Genomic DNA, 15,871 nt, shown 5'->3' with positions numbered 1-15,871 from the left:
TGCATGGCCGGGCTGACACACCCAAAGGAGCAACAGGTGTCAGGGGTTGGGAATGGATTCGCCCCAGCGTCTCAGGCAACCGCCGCCAGTTTCGCCTTGGCCTGGTTCAGGCCCTGCTCGTGGAAATCGCCGCTCATGTTCAGGCCTTCGGCATGGATGAAGGTCACGTCGTGGATGCCGATGAACGCCATCACCTGGCGCAGGTAGGGTTCCTGGTGGTCGCTGCTGGCGCCGGCATGAATGCCGCCGCGAGCGGTCAGCACGATGGCGCGCTTGCCGCTGAGCAGGCCTTGCGGCCCGGTGGGGGTGTACTTGAAGGTGATGCCAGCGCGCAGCACATGGTCGAGCCAGGCCTTCAACGTGCTGGGGATGGTGAAGTTGTACATGGGCGCGGCCAGCACCAGCACGTCGGCAGCCAGCAACTCGTCGGTCAGTTCGTTGGAGCGCAGCAGCGCCTGCACCTCGGCGGCGCTGCGTTGCGCCTCGGGCTTCATCCAGCCGCCGAGCAGGTCGGCATCCAGGTGCGGCACCGGGTTCAGCGCCAGGTCGCGCAGGGCCAGGGTGTCAGCCGGGTGCGCGGCCTGCCACTGCTGGGTGAATTCGCGGGTCAACTGGCGAGACACGGAATCCTGCTGGCGGGCGCTGCTTTCGATGATCAGTACGCGGGACATGGCTGCCTCCATCGGCAAATACGGTTGCGATTCGATGGAGGTGAGACTAATGCTTGACCTATCGATAAAAAAGCGTAAAAAATCGCTGCAATCTATCGACTAATCCGTTCATTCCGCCTGGCAGTTGACGTCGATGCGCAGCTTGATGATCTGCCGATTGAATTTCGCCGTCACGTCCACGCTTCGCCCGGCGGGCACGTTGATCCGGCGCACACGGGGCGCTTCGGGGCCGTTCCTGAAGGTCACCTTGCAGGCGGCAGGCACCTGGCCATAGTTGTTCAGGGCGATGCTGCCGATGTCAGGGGCGGTGTCGTAGGCGGTGTAGTCGAGCTTCACGCCGTCCACCTGCTTCTGCACCTCGATCGGATAGGCCAACGCCGTGATCGGCAGCAACGACATCAGTATCGCCAGGCATTTTTTCATCGTGCGCGCTCCTTGAGAGTGCGCAGCTTAGGACAACAGGAGCCGAACATGAAAGCGCCGCGCGTGACCCTGGATCAGTGGCGAACCCTGCAGGCGGTGGTCGACCACGGCGGCTTCGCCCAGGCCGCCGAGGCCCTGCACCGCTCGCAGTCGTCGGTGAGCTACACCGTGGCGCGCATGCAGGAGCAACTTGGCGTGCCGCTGCTGCGCATCGACGGGCGCAAGGCAGTGCTCACCGAGGCCGGCGACGTGCTGTTGCGCCGCTCGCGGCAACTGGTCAAGCAGGCCAGCCAACTCGAGGACCTGGCCCACCACATGGAGCAGGGCTGGGAGGCCGAAGTGCGCCTGGTGGTCGATGCCGCCTACCCCAGCGCCCGCCTGGTGCGTGCCCTGAGCGCCTTCATGCCGCAGAGCCGCGGCTGCCGTGTACGGCTGCGCGAAGAAGTGCTGTCGGGCGTCGAGGAGGTGCTGCACGACGGCATCGCGGACCTGGCCATCAGCAGCTTCAACATTCCCGGCTACCTGGGCGCCGAGTTGAGCACGGTGGAGTTCATCGCCGTCGCCCACCCCGAGCACAGCCTGCACCGGCTCAACCGCCAACTCACCTTCCAGGACCTGGAAAGCCAGTTGCAGGTGGTGATCCGCGATTCCGGGCGCAGCCAGCCGCGCGACGTCGGCTGGCTGGGCGCCGAGCAGCGCTGGACGGTGGGCAGCCTGGGCACGGCGGCGACCTTCGTCGGCAGCGGACTGGGTTTCGCCTGGCTGCCGCGGCACATGATCGAGCGCGAACTCGAGGAAGGTCTGCTCAAGCCGTTGCCGCTGGATCAGGGTGGCAGTCGTCATCCGCTGTTCTACCTTTACGCGAGCAAGGAAAAGGCCCTGGGCCCGGCTACGCAGATCCTCATCGAGTTGCTGCGCAACTTCGACACCGCGCCGCTGGACGTGCCCTTCGCCGCCCCCGCACAAGCCTGAGAGGACCTCGGCCATGGCCCGTTTCGAACACGCTGGATGCCGTCTGCACTACGAGGTGCACGGCCAGGGCGAACCGCTGGTGCTGCTGCACGGGCTCGGTTCGAGCAGCCAGGATTGGGAGCGGCAAGTACCGGTGCTGAGCCGGCACTACCAGGTGATCCTGATGGACCTGCGCGGCCACGGGCAGTCGGCCAAACCCCGCAGCGGCTACCGCATCGCCACCTTCAGCGACGACCTGCTGGCGCTGCTCCAGCACCTGGGCTGTGGCCCGGTACATGTCGTCGGCCTCTCCATGGGCGGCATGGTCGGCTTCCAGTTCGCCGTCGATCACCCGCAATGGCTGCGCAGCCTGTGCATCGTCAACAGCGCGCCCGAGGTCAAGCGGCGCAGCCTGGAACACTGGCTGTGGTGGGCCAAGCGCTGGAGCCTGGCGCGCCTGCTCAGTGTCGAAACGGTCGGCCAGGGCCTGGCCGCGCGCCTGTTTCCCAAGCCTGAACAGGCCGCGCTGCGCCGCAGCATGGCCCAGCGCTGGGCGCGCAACGACAAGCGCGCCTACCTCAAGAGTTTCGACGCCATCGTCGGCTGGGGCGTGCAGGAACGCATCGGCGCCATCGAGTGTCCGACCCTGGTGATCGCCGCCGACCACGACTACACCCCGGTGCAGCACAAGCAACGCTACGTCGCCCTGATGCCCCATGCGACGCTGGCGGTCATCGAGGATTCGCGGCACGCTACGCCGCTGGATCAACCCGAGGTCTTCAACCAGACCCTGCTGCGCTTTCTCGCAGCCCATTTTCCCCCTCAAGGAACATCGCGCCCATGCTGAAGAAACTCCTGCTCACTGCCTGCTCGGTCGCCTTCGCCACCAGCGTCATGGCGTCCGACAAAACCCCTCACGTGCTCCTGGACACCAGCCTCGGCCAGGTCACCATCGAATTGAACGCGGAAAAAGCGCCCGTCAGTACCAAGAACTTCCTGAGCTACGTGGACAGCGGTTTCTACAACAACACGATCTTCCACCGCGTGATTCCGGGCTTCATGGTCCAAGGCGGCGGCTTCACCGAACAGATGGTGCAGAAGGACACCCAGGATCCGATCAGGAACGAAGCCAGTAACGGCCTGCAGAACACCCGCGGCACCCTGTCGATGGCGCGCACCTCGAACCCGAACTCGGCCACCAGCCAATTCTTCATCAACGTCGCCGACAATGACTTCCTCAACCCAGGCCGCGATGCGGGCTATGCCGTATTCGGCAAGGTCACCCAAGGCATGGAAGTGGTCGACCAGATCGTCAACTCGCCGACCACCGTGAAGAAAGGCATGCGCGACGTGCCTGCCAATCCGGTCTTCATCAAGTCGGCCAAACGTATCGATTGATCGCAGGTCTCACGGGAGGTGACGCCCTCTGTGCGCGAGACCGACAGGAGTACCCATGCTGTACCGCCGTTTCGAGCAACTGATCGACATCTTCCGTGAGGCGCCCAGCGAGGCGCCGCCAAGCACGGTCTGGCCGTTCTACCTGTACTACCTGCGCCAGGTATGGCCGAGCTTCCTCGCCCTGCTGGTGGTCGGCCTCATCGCCTCGCTGATCGAGGTGGCACTGTTCAGCTACCTGAGCCGCATCATCGACCTGGCCCAGGGCACCCCCAACGTCCACTTCTTCAGCGACCACAGCGGCGAGCTGATCTGGATGCTGGTGGTGGTGCTGGTGCTGCGGCCGGTGTTCTTCGGCCTGCACGACCTGCTGGTGCACCAGACCATCAACCCGGGGATGACCAGCCTGATCCGCTGGCAGAACCACAGCTACGTGCTCAAGCAGAGCCTGAACTTCTTCCAGAGCGACTTCGCCGGGCGCATCGCCCAGCGCATCATGCAGACCGGCAACTCGCTGCGCGATTCAGCAGTGCAGGCGGTGGATGCGCTGTGGCACGTGCTGATCTACGCGGTCAGTTCGCTGGTGCTGTTCGCCGAGGCCGACTGGCGGCTGATGATTCCGCTGCTGGCGTGGATCTTCGGCTACATCGCCGCACTGTGGTACTACGTGCCGCGGGTCAAAGAGCGCTCGGTGGTGTCCTCCGACGCGCGCTCCAAGCTGATGGGGCGCATCGTCGATGGCTACACCAACATCGCCACCCTCAAGCTGTTCGCCCACACCGACCACGAACAGCAGTACGCCCGCGAGGCGATCTCCGAGCAGACCGAGAAGACCCAACTGGCGTCGCGGGTGATCACCAGCATGGACGTGGTGATCACCACGCTGAACGGCCTGCTGGTGGTGGCCACCACCGGCCTGGCGCTGTGGCTGTGGAGCCAGTCGCTGATCAGCGTCGGCGCCATCGCCCTGGCCACCGGCCTGGTGATCCGCATCGTCAACATGTCCGGCTGGATCATGTGGGTGGTCAACGGCATCTTCGAGAACATCGGCATGGTTCAGGACGGTCTGCAGACCATCGCCCAGCCGGTGACCGTCACCGACGCGCCGAACGCCCCGGCGCTGAAGGTCGAGCGCGGCGCCGTACGTTTCGACAACGTGGACTTCCATTACGGCAAGGGCAGCAAGGTGCTCGAAGGGCTGACCCTGGACATTCGTCCGGGCGAGAAGATCGGTCTGATCGGGCCGTCCGGGGCGGGCAAATCCACCTTGGTGAACCTGCTGCTGCGCCTGTACGACGTGCAGGGCGGACGCATTCTGATCGACGGCCAGGACATCGCCCAGGTCAACCAGGCCAGCCTGCGGGCGCAGATCGGCATGATCACCCAGGACACCTCGCTGCTGCACCGCTCGATCCGCGAGAACCTGCTGTACGGGCGACCGGAGGCGAGCGAGGAAGAGGTCTGGGAGGCGGTGCGCGGCGCCCGTGCCGACGCGTTCATCCCGCAATTGTCCGATGCCCAGGGCCGTACCGGCTTCGATGCCCATGTGGGCGAGCGCGGGGTCAAGCTGTCCGGCGGCCAGCGTCAGCGCATCGCCATTGCGCGGGTGCTGCTGAAGAACGCGCCGATCCTGATCATGGACGAAGCCACCTCGGCGCTGGACTCGGAGGTGGAGGCGGCGATCCAGGAAAGCCTGGAGACGCTGATGCAGGGCAAGACGGTCATCGCCATCGCCCACCGCCTGTCGACCATCGCGCGCATGGACCGGCTGGTGGTGCTGGAGCAGGGGGGCATCGTCGAAAGCGGCAGCCATGCCGAGTTGCTGGCGCAGCGGGGTCTGTATGCGCGGCTGTGGCATCACCAGACAGGCGGGTTCGTCGGCGTGGATTGAGGGGTTCTAACCGGCCCTATCGCGGGACAAGCCCGCTCCCACAGGTGTGGGAGCGGGCTTGCCCCGCGATAGGGCCGGCACAAACCCCACTCAACCTCGCCGATACGGCAGCATCTCGCGCGCCTGCTCGGCGTACGCCCTGACCCCGTCGCGCTCCTGCTGCAAAAATTCGTCCACCGCTCGGCGCAGACCGGGGTGACGCAGGTAATGCCAGGAGCGTGTCAGTACCGGCTCGAAGCCTCGGATCAGCTTGTGTTCGCCCTGGGCGCCGGCGTCGAAACGTTGCAGACCGTGTGCGATGGCGTAGTCCATGCCTTGGTAGAAACAGGTTTCGAAGTGCAGCCGGTCGAACTCATCCAGGCAGCCCCAGTAGCGACCATACAGGCTGTCGCCGCCCACCAGGCTCAAGGCCATGGCTACGTCGCGCCCGTTCTGCCGGGCGATCACCACCCGCAGCGCCTCGGGCATGCGCTCGGCCAGCAGGCTGAAGAATTCACGGGTCAGGTAGGGTGCGCGGCGGCGCACCGCGTAGGTGTTGGCGTAGCAGCGATAGACGAAGTCCCAGCGCACCGGGTCCAGTTCATCGCCACGCAGCCAATGGAAGTCGATGCCCTGCCCGGCCACCTGCTCGCGCTCCTTGCGTATCTGCTTGCGCTTGCGCGAGGCCAGGGTGTCGAGGAAGTCCTGGAAATCGCGGTAGCCCCGGTTGCGCCAATGGAACTGGCAACCCAGGCGCTCCATCCACCCAGGCTGCCCCATCATCTGCTGGTCCAGGGCGCTGTCGGTGAAATTGATATGCGCCCCGGACAGTTCGCCCTTGACCAGGTACTCGGGCAAGGCCTGCAACAGCAGTGAAGCATCGGCCGGCTCGGCACTGAGCAAGCGCGGCCCACTCACCGGGCTGAACGGCACCGCGCCGAGCAGCTTGGGGTAATAGGCGATGCCGGCGCGCTCGCAGGCCTCTGCCCAGCCGTGGTCGAACACGTACTCGCCGAACGAATGCCATTTGCGGTACGCCGGCAGCACGGCGCGCACTTGGCCGTCGCGCTCCAGCACCAGATGCTCGGCGGCCCAGCCGGTCTGCGGGCTGACGCTGCCGCTGTCTTCGAGGGCGCTGAGAAACGCATGGCGCAGAAAGGGCTGGCCGGCAGGCACCAGCGCGTCCCACTGCGGCGCCGCAAGGTCGCGCAGGTGGGCAAGACTGTAGAGGCTGGTCACGACGTCGACTCCCTGGACACAAGCGGCCAGTATCGCCAAAGGCGTCGATTCGCTCAAATTATGACGATTTCGCTTATAGCCAAAGGTTAGCTGACTTAACCGCAGCGCCATCAAAAAGACATTATTCTGTCATCCGCCCCCGCAATACTTGCGCCTGTTTTCGGAAAGCCAAGAACCTGTCTAGCCAGGCACTTTCCGTCGACATGCCAACTCGGGGCGAGGCGTACACGGGCCTCCCCACACCTTTTCAACAGGGAGAACCTTATGCGTCTTGTTTCTACACTTACCGGAGTTAGCCTCACCGGCATGATGCTGGCACTGAGCGCCCCGGCCAGTGCTGCAGTCGACGCCAAGCTGCTCGAAATGCTCCGCGCCAATGGCTCGATCAACCAGGCGCAGTACAGCGAACTGCAGGCCGACCTGGCAAAAGAAACCAAGGAAAAGGTCGACCAGAAAGCCCAGGCCGATCGCCTGAGCTCCTTCGAACAGAAAGTCGCCTGGGCTGCCAAGACCCAGATCAAGGGCGATGTGCGCCTGCGCTACGAAGACGTCAACGTCGACAACCCACGCAGCGGCAGTGGCAACCAGGACCGCGAACGCGTTCGCGCCCGTGTTGGCTTCTACAGCGAGATCAACCCGCAGGTCGACGCTGGCGTGCGTATCGCCACCGGCAGCAGCGCCGACGGCCGCTCCACCAACCAGAGCCTGGACAACTACTTCGAGAAGAAATCCCTGTGGGTCGACCTGGCCTACCTCGACTGGCACCCCACCGCCATCCCCAACCTGCACCTGATCGGCGGCAAGATGCAGCAGCCGTGGGTGAGCATGGGCGACATCATCTGGGACAGCGACCTGAACCCCGAAGGCGTGGCCGTCACCTACAAGACCAACCTGGGCGGCACCGAACTGTTCGGCAGCGCCGGTCACTACATGCTCAAGGACAACGTCGACGGCGACGGCGTGCAGTTCAAGCACGACGCTCAGCTGTACCACGGTCAGTTGGGTGCTCGCTTCGCGCCAGCCGATACCCTCAAGCTCACCGTCGGCGGCAGTGTCTACGGCTATGACAACGACAAGGAATCGGCGGCCCTGCGCCAGTTCGGCAACACCACCAACGAGTTCAACCTGGTCGAAGGTTTCGGTCAGATCGACTTCACCGGCTTCGCCATCCCGTTGGCCGCCTACGGTCAGTTCGTCAAGAACACCGAAAGCACCGACGGCGAAGACAAAGGTTGGTTGGCCGGTCTGAAGACCAAGGTCGGTGCCTGGAGCATGGACTACAACTACCGCGACGTGCAGCGTAACGCCGTGGTCAGCGCCTTCACCGATTCGGACTTCGGTAACGGCTTCACCGGTGCTCGCGGTCACAAGTTCAAGGTCGGCTACGAGATCGACAAGAACTTCGCCGTCGGCGCAGCCTATCTGATGGCCAAGACCGACCGTTCGCAACTGCCGAACACCGATGCAGACGTCGATACCCTGCAGGTCGACCTGGAAGCCAAGTTCTAACCGAACGCTCCCCTGCGTAGCTCAGCGGGAAGTGCCGAACCCCATCCGGCGCTTTCCGCTTTTTTTCGTCTGCTGCGAGGGTGATCGAGCAGTACGGCGTCGGCAGGATCGATAAAGGTAGCCATGATCGTTCGTCCTTGAGGACGGTGAGAAACAGTGGGTGAGGATTCATGCACGTCGGGCCAGCCACAGCGTCCAGCGATCGCGCTCGACCAGAGCGCCAGCAGGCACTCGAGCACGGATGTAGGTGATCAGCTCCTGTAATTGGTCATCGCTCAGGGCGTGCAGGATGGAGCGCCCCGTGCGTGCGGCGAGCTCTTGGGCATACGCGTCGAACGCGTCGTAGCGTCGCCGCGTTTCCCATAGGCTCTGGACACGCTCCAGGCGCAGGCCTGCGTTGCGCAACGCGCAGGCGACCGTGTTTGGATCAGGACGTCGTTGCGCTTCCAGAGCGCGCAGGTGAGGAAATTTCTCGAAGAAGTAGCCGCGCAGATGCTCGGCAGATGCCGGCTGTGCCACATCCTCCGCGGTGCGATCCTGCACCAGCAGGATGCCGTCATCGCGCATCAGACGGCGCGCTTCGGCGAAGCAGCCCGCGTAGTCATCCAGGTGATGAATCAAGGCACGCTCGAACACCAGGTCGAACGCACCTGCGGGCAAACCGGTACTGGAGGCCTCGCCCTGCTCGAAGGTGAGGCCGCTGATGTGCGACGTGCGCTCACGTGCACACTCAAGCATCTGCTGCGAAAAATCCACGCCAGTGACCTGCGCGGCGCCCAGTTTTTTCCAAGCGGTGGAATAGATCCCACCGCCGCATCCGATGTCCACGACGTGCATGCCCATCGGATCAAGCAGGGCAGTCATGGCGACAGACCAGCTGTCCGACGCCTCGCGCGTCGCATAGGTGTGCCTGTTGGAAGCATCGTGAAAATCAATGGTCATTGGCCTACTCCTTTGTTGCTTCGTAGCGTAGGCCCACTAATTAGGTATGTAAAATATATAAAAAGTCCTTTATAAATACGTTTAAAATATTATTGGATCGTTCAATGGAACTCAGGCATTTGCGCTATTTCATCGCCGTAGCGCAAGAGCAGCACATGACGCGTGCCGCTCAGCGGCTTGGCATTCAGCAACCACCTCTGAGCCAGCAGATCCAAGACCTGGAGCGTGAGCTGTCGGTCCAATTGTTCGAGCGCAGCCCGCGCCGCATTCGCTTGAACACTGCTGGCCAAGTCTTTCTGGAAGATGCGCGCAAGCTGCTGGAGCAGGTCGAGACGGCGGTCGAGCGGGTGCGCCAGACGGCCCGCGGCGAGTTGGGCAGCATTCGCCTGGGCTACACCAGTTCCGCCGCCATTCATGACCGAGTGCCGCAAGTGATCCGCGTGTTCAGAGAGCGCTATCCGCTGATCGACCTGCATGTCCAGGAGAACACCACCCGCGACTTGCTCGATGCGTTGCAGGCAAGGCAGCTCGACGCCGCGTTCGTGCGCTCCACCACCGAACGCTACCCTGACCTGCAGGCCATCGATCTAGGCGGTGAACCCATGGTCGCGGCGTTGCCGCAAGGGCATCGGCTGGCGCTGGGCACTGCGCCCCTGGCGTTGAGCGAATTGGCCCACGAGCCGTTCGTGGCCTACCGTCGTGCCGATGGTCCCGGTATTCAGGACGTACTGATGGCGGCATGCCGCAGAGCAGGCTTCGTGCCGCGCGCGGTGGAAACCGTGCCACGGATGCTGTCTGCTTTAACGATGGTGGCAGCCGGTCGGGGGGTGTCATTGGTGCCGGCGTCGCTACGCGTCGTGCTGAGCGACAGCGTGCACTACCGAACGCTGGAGGCTGCGGACAGCTTCAGCGTTCCACTGACGCTGGCACACGGGCCTGTGCAGCCGGGTTCCCCGTTGAGTCGCTTGGTAGGCATACTGCGGGCGCCATAAGGGTAAGGCGCCACCCAGCGATCTGTATCCGCACCCTCTGGGACAAGGGCCTTGAAGCAGGCGGCCCGGCCAAGGCCGCCGCCGCGATCAACGCTTGCGCAGAATCACGCTGCCGATCGAATAGCCCGCGCCGAATGAGCTCAGCACCGCCACCGAACCCGGCGCCAGGTCATCCTGATACAGGTGGAAGGCGATTACCGAACCGGCCGAACTGGTGTTGGCATAGCGGTCGAGGATCACCGGCGCTTCCTGCTCGCTCACTTCGCGCCCCAGCAGCTTCTTGACGATCAGGTGGTTCATGCTGAGGTTGGCCTGGTGCAGCCAGAAGCGCTTGACGTCGGCAGGCTGCAGTTGATTGTCGGCCAGGTGCTTGCCGATCAGCTCGGCGACCATCGGGCAGACTTCCTTGAACACCTTGCGGCCTTCCTGCACGAACAGTTTGTCCGTGCTGCCCTCGCCCTCTTCAGCCGCGCGGTTGAGGAAACCGAAGTTGTTGCGGATGTTGTTGGAGAAGGTGGTCAGCAGCTTGGTGCTGACGACGTCGAACTGGTGCGCCGAGGTGGCCTGGTCGGCCCGCTCGAGCAGCACCGCCGTGGCCGCGTCGCCGAAGATGAAGTGGCTGTCGCGATCGCGGAAATTCAAATGCCCGGTGCAGATCTCCGGATTGACCACCAGGATCGCCCGGGCCTGGCCGAGTTGAATGGCGTTGGCGGCGTTCTGGATGCCGAAGGTGGCCGAGGAACAGGCCACGTTCATGTCGAAGCCGAAGCCCTGGATGCCCAGCGCCTGCTGCACTTCGATGGCGATGGCCGGGTAGGCGCGCTGCAGGTTGGAGCAGGCGACGATCACCCCGTCGACATCGGCGGCGCTGCGCCCGGCACGTTCCAGCGCCTGGCGGGCGGCAGCCACGGCCATTTCGCAGAGAATCGACGGCTCGTCGTTGGCGCGCTCCGGCAGGCGTGGCTTCATGCGCTGCGGGTCGAGGATGCCGGCCTTGTCCATGACGAAGCGGCTCTTGATGCCCGAGGCTTTCTCGATGAACGCCGCGTCGGACAGCGGCGCGGCCTCCAGTTCGCCACGCTCGATGGCTTCGGCGTTGTCATAGTTGAACTGTTGCGACCAGGTGTTGAAAGACTCCACCAGTTCTTCGTTGGAAATGCTCTGGGCCGGGGTAAACAGGCCGGTGCCGCTGATCACGACGTTGTGCACGGTCGTTCCTCTGGTCTGTGGCACGTCAGTGCCAATTTGTAGTCGGATGGACAGCTTGCAGCAGGATCGCGACCGAACCCGCCGCCCGCAGGCGCGGGTTCAACCGCGACGAGGCCCGCATCGCCGGACCAAAATTGCGCCAAGTGTGCCACAAATCGGCGCAGTTTAACCCTCCACCAGCGCCCATTGCTTGCTCAGACGTTTGTCTGAAATCGCCACCTTGGTCCCCAGTTGCTGGGCGAACAGCGACACCCGGTACTCCTCCAGCAGCCAGCGGTAGAGCGTGAGCTCCGGATCGCGCTTGCCCTCCTGGGCGTGCTTGTCGGCACGGGCTTTGTACTGGGTCCACAGGGTGCCCAGCTCGCCGCTCCACACCCGGTCCTTCTGCACCTGCGCGCCCAGCTTCTCCAGCCGCAGTTCGACGGCCTTGAGGTAGCGCGGCAGCTCCTTGAACCACTGCGTCGGGGTTTCGCGCACGAAGCCTGGGTAGACCAGGTTGGTTAACTGCTGCTTGATGTCGTTCAAGGCCACGGCCTGGCTCAGGTCGATCTTGCCCTTGAAGCGCTTCTGCAGCCCGTGCCAGAGCTTGAGCACCTCCAGCGTCTGGCGCGCCAGGCGCTCGGCATGCTCGGTCCAGTCACCGCGCTTGCGCTCGGCCAGCGAAGCGAGCGCGGCGCCGTCTCGCGGCAACGTGGTTTCGCCTTCCAGCACGCAGCTGTCGAGGCTGGCCAGCAGGATATCTTCGACCAGCGCGTCGATGCGGCCCAGCTCGCGGTACAGCAGCCCCAGTTCGGTCAGCCCCGGCAGCTTGCCGCGCAGGAACTTGGCGGGCTCGGCCAGCTGCTGCAGCAACAGGCGCTGCAGGGCACGGCGGTGCTGGAATTGGGCTTCGGCCTGGGTTGAGAAGCGCCCCTCGCGCACACGCCCGGCGTCTTCAACCAAGGCCGGGTACACGGTCAGCGACAGGCCGGCGATCTTCTGCTGGGCGGTCTGCGCCACTTCGCAGAAGGCCTTGGCCTGCACCGGCTGCTCGGTCTTTTCAGTGCGTGGCAGGGCCAGCGCCGCCTGGCTGGCGGCGGCGAAGCGGGCGGTGAGTTCGGCCAGGTCGCGGCCCTCGCCGAGAAACTTGCCCTGGCCATCGACCACTTCGACATTCATGCGCAGGTGCCCTTCGACCTGCCCGGCCGCTTCGGCCCAGGCTTCGTCGGACACGCGGGCGCCGGTCATGCGCAACAGCTCGTGACCCAGCGCCTGGGGCAGCGCACCCTGGCCGAAGCTCAGGCGCGCCAGCGCGGCCTTGACGAAGTCCGGCACCGGCACGAAGTTCTTGCGCAGCGCCTTGGGCAGGTTACGCACCAACGCCACGCACTTGGCCTCCAGCAGCCCCGGCACCAGCCACTCCAGGCGCTCGCCCGGCAAGGTCGGCAGCAACGGCGCCGGCACCCGCACGGTGACCCCGTCGCGCGGGTGATTGGGTTCGAAGTGGTAACTCAGCGGCAGGCGCAGATCGCCCACCTGCAGGTGATCCGGGTACTGCGCGGCGGTGACTTCGCTGGCTTCGCGGGCCAGCACGTCTTCCTCGCGCATGATCAGCAGGTCGGCGTCCTTCTGGCTGTTCATCCGGTACCAACTGTCGAAGGTCGCGCTCTGGTGGATCTCCTGCGGCAGGCGCGCCTCGTAGAAGGCGTAGAGGGTTTCCTCGTCGGCCAGGATGTCGCGTCGGCGCGCCTTGGCTTCCAGTTCGTCGAGTTGTTCGAGCAGGCGCTTGTTGGCCGCCAGGCACTTGGCCCTGGACTGGATTTCGCCGCCCACCAACCCTTCGCGGATGAACAGCTCGCGTGAGGTCGCCGGATCGATCGGCCCGAAATGCACCGGGCGACGGCCGACGATGATCAGACCGTACAGGGTGATCTGCTCGTAAGCCACCACCTGGCCACGCTTCTTCTCCCAGTGCGGCTCGAAGTGGTTCTTCTTGATCAGGTGGCCGGCCAGCGGTTCGATCCAGTCCGGCTCGATCTTGGCCACCATGCGCGCGTACAGCTTGGTGGTCTCGACCAATTCCGCCGCCATCAGCCATTGCGGGCGCTTGCGGCCGATGCCGGAGGACGGATGGACCCAGAAGCGGCGCTGGCGCGCGCCCTGGTAGTCGCCCTCTTCGGCCTTGTGGCCGATCTGGCTGAGCAGGCCGCTGAGGATCGCCTTGTGCAGGCGCGGGTAGTCGCACGGCTCCTTGTTCACCGTCAGCTGCAAGTCGCGGCAGATCAGCGACAACTGCCGGTGGGCATCGCGCCACTCGCGCAGGCGCAGGTAGTTCAGGAACTGCTTGCGGCACCAGTTGCGCAGCGGATTGGCGGTGAGGGCCTGGCGCTGCTCCTCGAAGCCGCGCCACAGGTTGACCAGCGCGGCGAAGTCCGAATCGACGTCCTTCCACTGGGCATGGGCCTGGTCGGCGGCCTGCTGGCGCTCCGGCGGACGTTCGCGCGGGTCTTGCACCGACAGCGCGCTGGCGACGATCAGCACTTCCTGCAAGCTGCCCTGGCGGGCGCCTTCGAGCAGCATGCGGCCCAGGCGTGGGTCGATCGGCAGGCGCGCCAGCTGGCGACCCAGCGGGGTCAACTGGTTCTCGCGGTTGACCGCCGACAGCTCCTGCAACAGGTTGAAACCGTCGCTGATGGCCTTGCCATCCGGCGGTTCGATGAACGGGAAGGCGTCGATGGCACCCAGGCGCAGGTGCAACATCTGCAGGATCACCGCCGCCAGGTTGGTGCGCAGGATCTCGGGATCGGTGAACGCCGGGCGGCCGTTGAAATCCTCTTCGCTGTACAGGCGGATGCAGATCCCCGGCTCGACCCGTCCGCAGCGCCCTTTACGCTGGTTGGCGCTGGCTTGCGACACGGCCTCGATGGGCAGGCGCTGGACTTTGGCGCGGTAGCTGTAGCGGCTGATACGGGCGGTGCCGCTGTCGATCACGTAGCGGATGCCGGGCACCGTCAGCGAGGTTTCGGCAACGTTGGTGGCCAGCACCACGCGTCGGCCGCTGTGGGACTGGAAGATCTTCTGCTGTTCGGCCGGGGTGAGCCGCGCGTACAGCGGCAGGATCTCGGTATGGCGCAACTGCGCCTTGCGCAGGATCTCGGCGGCGTCGCGAATCTCGCGCTCGCCGGGCAGGAACACCAGCACATCGCCCGGGCCCTTGCCCTGGCTGCGCTCGTGCGCGGCAATTTCGTCCAGCGTGGCGAGGATCGCCTGATCGACGCTGAGGTCGTCCTCGACCACGTTGCCTTCCTCGTCCTGCTCGCTGGTCAGCGGGCGATACCAGGTGTCCACCGGGTAGGTGCGCCCGGACACCTCGATGATCGGCGCGCCGTCGAAGTGCTGGGAGAAGCGCTCCAGGTCGATGGTCGCCGAGGTGATGATCAGCTTGAGGTCGGGACGGCGCGGCAGCAGGGTCTTGAGGTAGCCGAGCAGGAAGTCGATGTTCAGGCTGCGTTCGTGGGCTTCGTCGACGATGATCGTGTCGTAGCGCTCGAGGAAGCGGTCATGCTGGGTTTCGGCCAGCAGGATACCGTCGGTCATCAGCTTGACCAGGGTGTTGGCATCGCTCTGGTCTTCGAAGCGCACCTGGTAGCCGACCAGCGCCCCCAAGGGCGTGCCCAGTTCCTCCGCCACCCGCGTGGCGACGCTGCGCGCGGCAATTCGCCGTGGCTGGGTGTGGGCGATCAGGCCATGGCTGCCGCGGCCCAGCTCCAGGCAGATCTTCGGCAACTGGGTGGTCTTGCCCGAGCCGGTCTCGCCGGCGATGACCAGCACCTGGTGTTCGGCCAGGGCTTTCTTGATCTCGTCGCGCTTGGCGGCAATAGGCAGGTTGTCGTCGTAGCGGATGCTCGGCACGCTCTGCTGGCGCGCGGTGACCTGGGCGCAGGAGGCCTGGACCTTCTGCGCCCACTGCGCCAGCTTGGCCTCATCGGGGCGCTTGCGCAGCTCGTGCAATTGCCGCCGCAGGCGGTGGCGGTCGGCGAGCATGGCGTGGTCGAGGGTGTGCAGCAGTGTGTCGATGGCGTGGTCAGTCATGGGGCTTCTGGGTGATGCAGGTGACCCTGCTTACTCATGATCGGCATTCGGAAGGTGGGCGATTGTCGCAGATTTGCCCGGGCTTTGCTGGTTGGGGTGGCTGAGCCGGGGGCTGTTGCAGCGTTGCGGGCTTGGACGTCAGGGGCGACGACGCTCGAACACCGCCGACCGCTCGAACAGCAGTCGCGTGCCGATCAGGGTGAAGAAAATGGTCCAGTCCAGACCGTCCAGCCACAGGATTTCGCGCTCGCCCAACTGCGTGCAACTGGTGATGCTGGCCACCATGAACAGCAGACACACCGCATCGCGCAGGCGCATCGATCGGCACAGCCAGTCCAGCACGCAGCCGGCGACCAGGATGAAGGCCAGGGTGGAAAGGGTGGACATGGCAGCTCCTGCATTGACGATGTCGGCGTCGCGGCGTGCACGGGGAGTGAAACCTTCACCTGATCATGCGACGCGGCCTACCCGACAAATCCGAACAGGGCAGCGCAAAGACTTCCCTATTGGCAGGACAGATTTCAAATGTTTAGCGATAACAGGAGTGAACGTCGCCACTCACCGCTTTAATCACCCTTCCAGCGCATGTGAGTATCCAA

The 15,871-nt window shown here is 64.7% G+C and carries 13 protein-coding genes; 6 read left to right on the top strand and 7 right to left on the bottom strand.

Translation table 11 applies throughout. From position 1 onward, the window contains the following. Positions 1 to 71 precede the first annotated feature (71 nt). Entirely contained in the window at positions 72 to 671 is a 600-nt protein-coding gene (locus NJ69_RS03165; RefSeq protein ID WP_039576164.1) for an FMN-dependent NADH-azoreductase, read from the bottom strand. Positions 672 to 779: 108 nt separating this feature from the next. Next, positions 780 to 1,094, bottom strand: coding sequence for a hypothetical protein (locus NJ69_RS03160; protein ID WP_029613683.1), 315 nt, complete (start codon positions 1,092 to 1,094; stop codon positions 780 to 782). 48 nt (positions 1,095 to 1,142) lie between these two features. Between NJ69_RS03160 and NJ69_RS03155 the strand changes: the two genes are divergently transcribed. The 4 genes from NJ69_RS03155 to NJ69_RS03140 are packed head-to-tail and all read left to right on the top strand — an operon-like array spanning position 1,143 to position 5,331. Next, positions 1,143 to 2,066, top strand: a complete 924-nt coding sequence (locus NJ69_RS03155) for a LysR family transcriptional regulator (protein ID WP_039576162.1) — start codon at positions 1,143 to 1,145, stop codon at positions 2,064 to 2,066. Between the two features lie 13 nt (positions 2,067 to 2,079). Then, positions 2,080 to 2,892 (top strand): alpha/beta fold hydrolase, encoded by an 813-nt coding sequence (locus NJ69_RS03150; protein ID WP_039576161.1) that lies wholly within the window; start codon positions 2,080 to 2,082, stop codon positions 2,890 to 2,892. Beyond that, positions 2,886 to 3,443: a peptidylprolyl isomerase gene (locus NJ69_RS03145; RefSeq protein WP_039576159.1), complete on the top strand. Its 558-nt coding sequence runs from the start codon at positions 2,886 to 2,888 to the stop codon at positions 3,441 to 3,443. The genes NJ69_RS03150 and NJ69_RS03145 overlap by 7 nt, the downstream gene beginning before the upstream one ends. A gap of 55 nt (positions 3,444 to 3,498) precedes the next feature. After that, the gene (locus NJ69_RS03140) at positions 3,499 to 5,331 is read left to right on the top strand and encodes an ABC transporter ATP-binding protein (protein ID WP_039576157.1); all 1,833 of its coding nucleotides are present in this window, start codon (positions 3,499 to 3,501) and stop codon (positions 5,329 to 5,331) included. 90 nt (positions 5,332 to 5,421) lie between these two features. On the opposite strand, the gene NJ69_RS03135 is transcribed toward NJ69_RS03140, so the two are convergent. Then, positions 5,422 to 6,549 carry a GNAT family N-acetyltransferase gene (locus tag NJ69_RS03135; protein WP_039576155.1) on the bottom strand — a complete coding sequence of 376 codons (1,128 nt, stop codon included), beginning with the start codon at positions 6,547 to 6,549 and terminating at the stop codon, positions 5,422 to 5,424. Positions 6,550 to 6,813: 264 nt separating this feature from the next. Between NJ69_RS03135 and NJ69_RS03130 the strand changes: the two genes are divergently transcribed. After that, complete coding sequence (locus NJ69_RS03130; protein ID WP_039576153.1) at positions 6,814 to 8,058, top strand: putative porin; 1,245 nt, start codon at positions 6,814 to 6,816, stop codon at positions 8,056 to 8,058. 168 nt (positions 8,059 to 8,226) lie between these two features. On the opposite strand, the gene NJ69_RS03125 is transcribed toward NJ69_RS03130, so the two are convergent. Further along, positions 8,227 to 8,922, bottom strand: a complete 696-nt coding sequence (locus NJ69_RS03125) for a class I SAM-dependent methyltransferase (protein ID WP_209435522.1) — start codon at positions 8,920 to 8,922, stop codon at positions 8,227 to 8,229. A 182-nt stretch (positions 8,923 to 9,104) separates the two neighbouring features. Here NJ69_RS03125 and NJ69_RS03120 point away from each other — a divergent pair, with 182 nt between their 5' ends. Beyond that, positions 9,105 to 9,992: a LysR substrate-binding domain-containing protein gene (locus NJ69_RS03120; RefSeq protein ID WP_039576148.1), complete on the top strand. Its 888-nt coding sequence runs from the start codon at positions 9,105 to 9,107 to the stop codon at positions 9,990 to 9,992. Between the two features lie 87 nt (positions 9,993 to 10,079). Here the strand turns inward: NJ69_RS03120 and NJ69_RS03115 are convergent, their stop codons facing one another. From NJ69_RS03115 to NJ69_RS03105, 3 genes are all read right to left on the bottom strand, one after another. Continuing rightward, on the bottom strand, positions 10,080 to 11,201 hold the full coding sequence (locus tag NJ69_RS03115) for a beta-ketoacyl-ACP synthase III (RefSeq protein WP_039576146.1): 1,122 nt from the start codon (positions 11,199 to 11,201) through the stop codon (positions 10,080 to 10,082). Positions 11,202 to 11,366: 165 nt separating this feature from the next. Then, complete coding sequence (hrpA, locus tag NJ69_RS03110; RefSeq protein ID WP_039576144.1) at positions 11,367 to 15,272, bottom strand: ATP-dependent RNA helicase HrpA; 3,906 nt, start codon at positions 15,270 to 15,272, stop codon at positions 11,367 to 11,369. 138 nt (positions 15,273 to 15,410) lie between these two features. Next, entirely contained in the window at positions 15,411 to 15,659 is a 249-nt protein-coding gene (locus tag NJ69_RS03105) for a hypothetical protein (protein WP_039576142.1), read from the bottom strand. Between the last annotated feature and the right edge of the window lie 212 nt (positions 15,660 to 15,871).

The organism is Pseudomonas parafulva, assembly GCF_000800255.1.
In the GTDB taxonomy this organism is placed as follows: domain Bacteria; phylum Pseudomonadota; class Gammaproteobacteria; order Pseudomonadales; family Pseudomonadaceae; genus Aquipseudomonas; species Aquipseudomonas boreofloridensis.
This window is presented reverse-complemented; position numbering and strand designations above follow the sequence as displayed.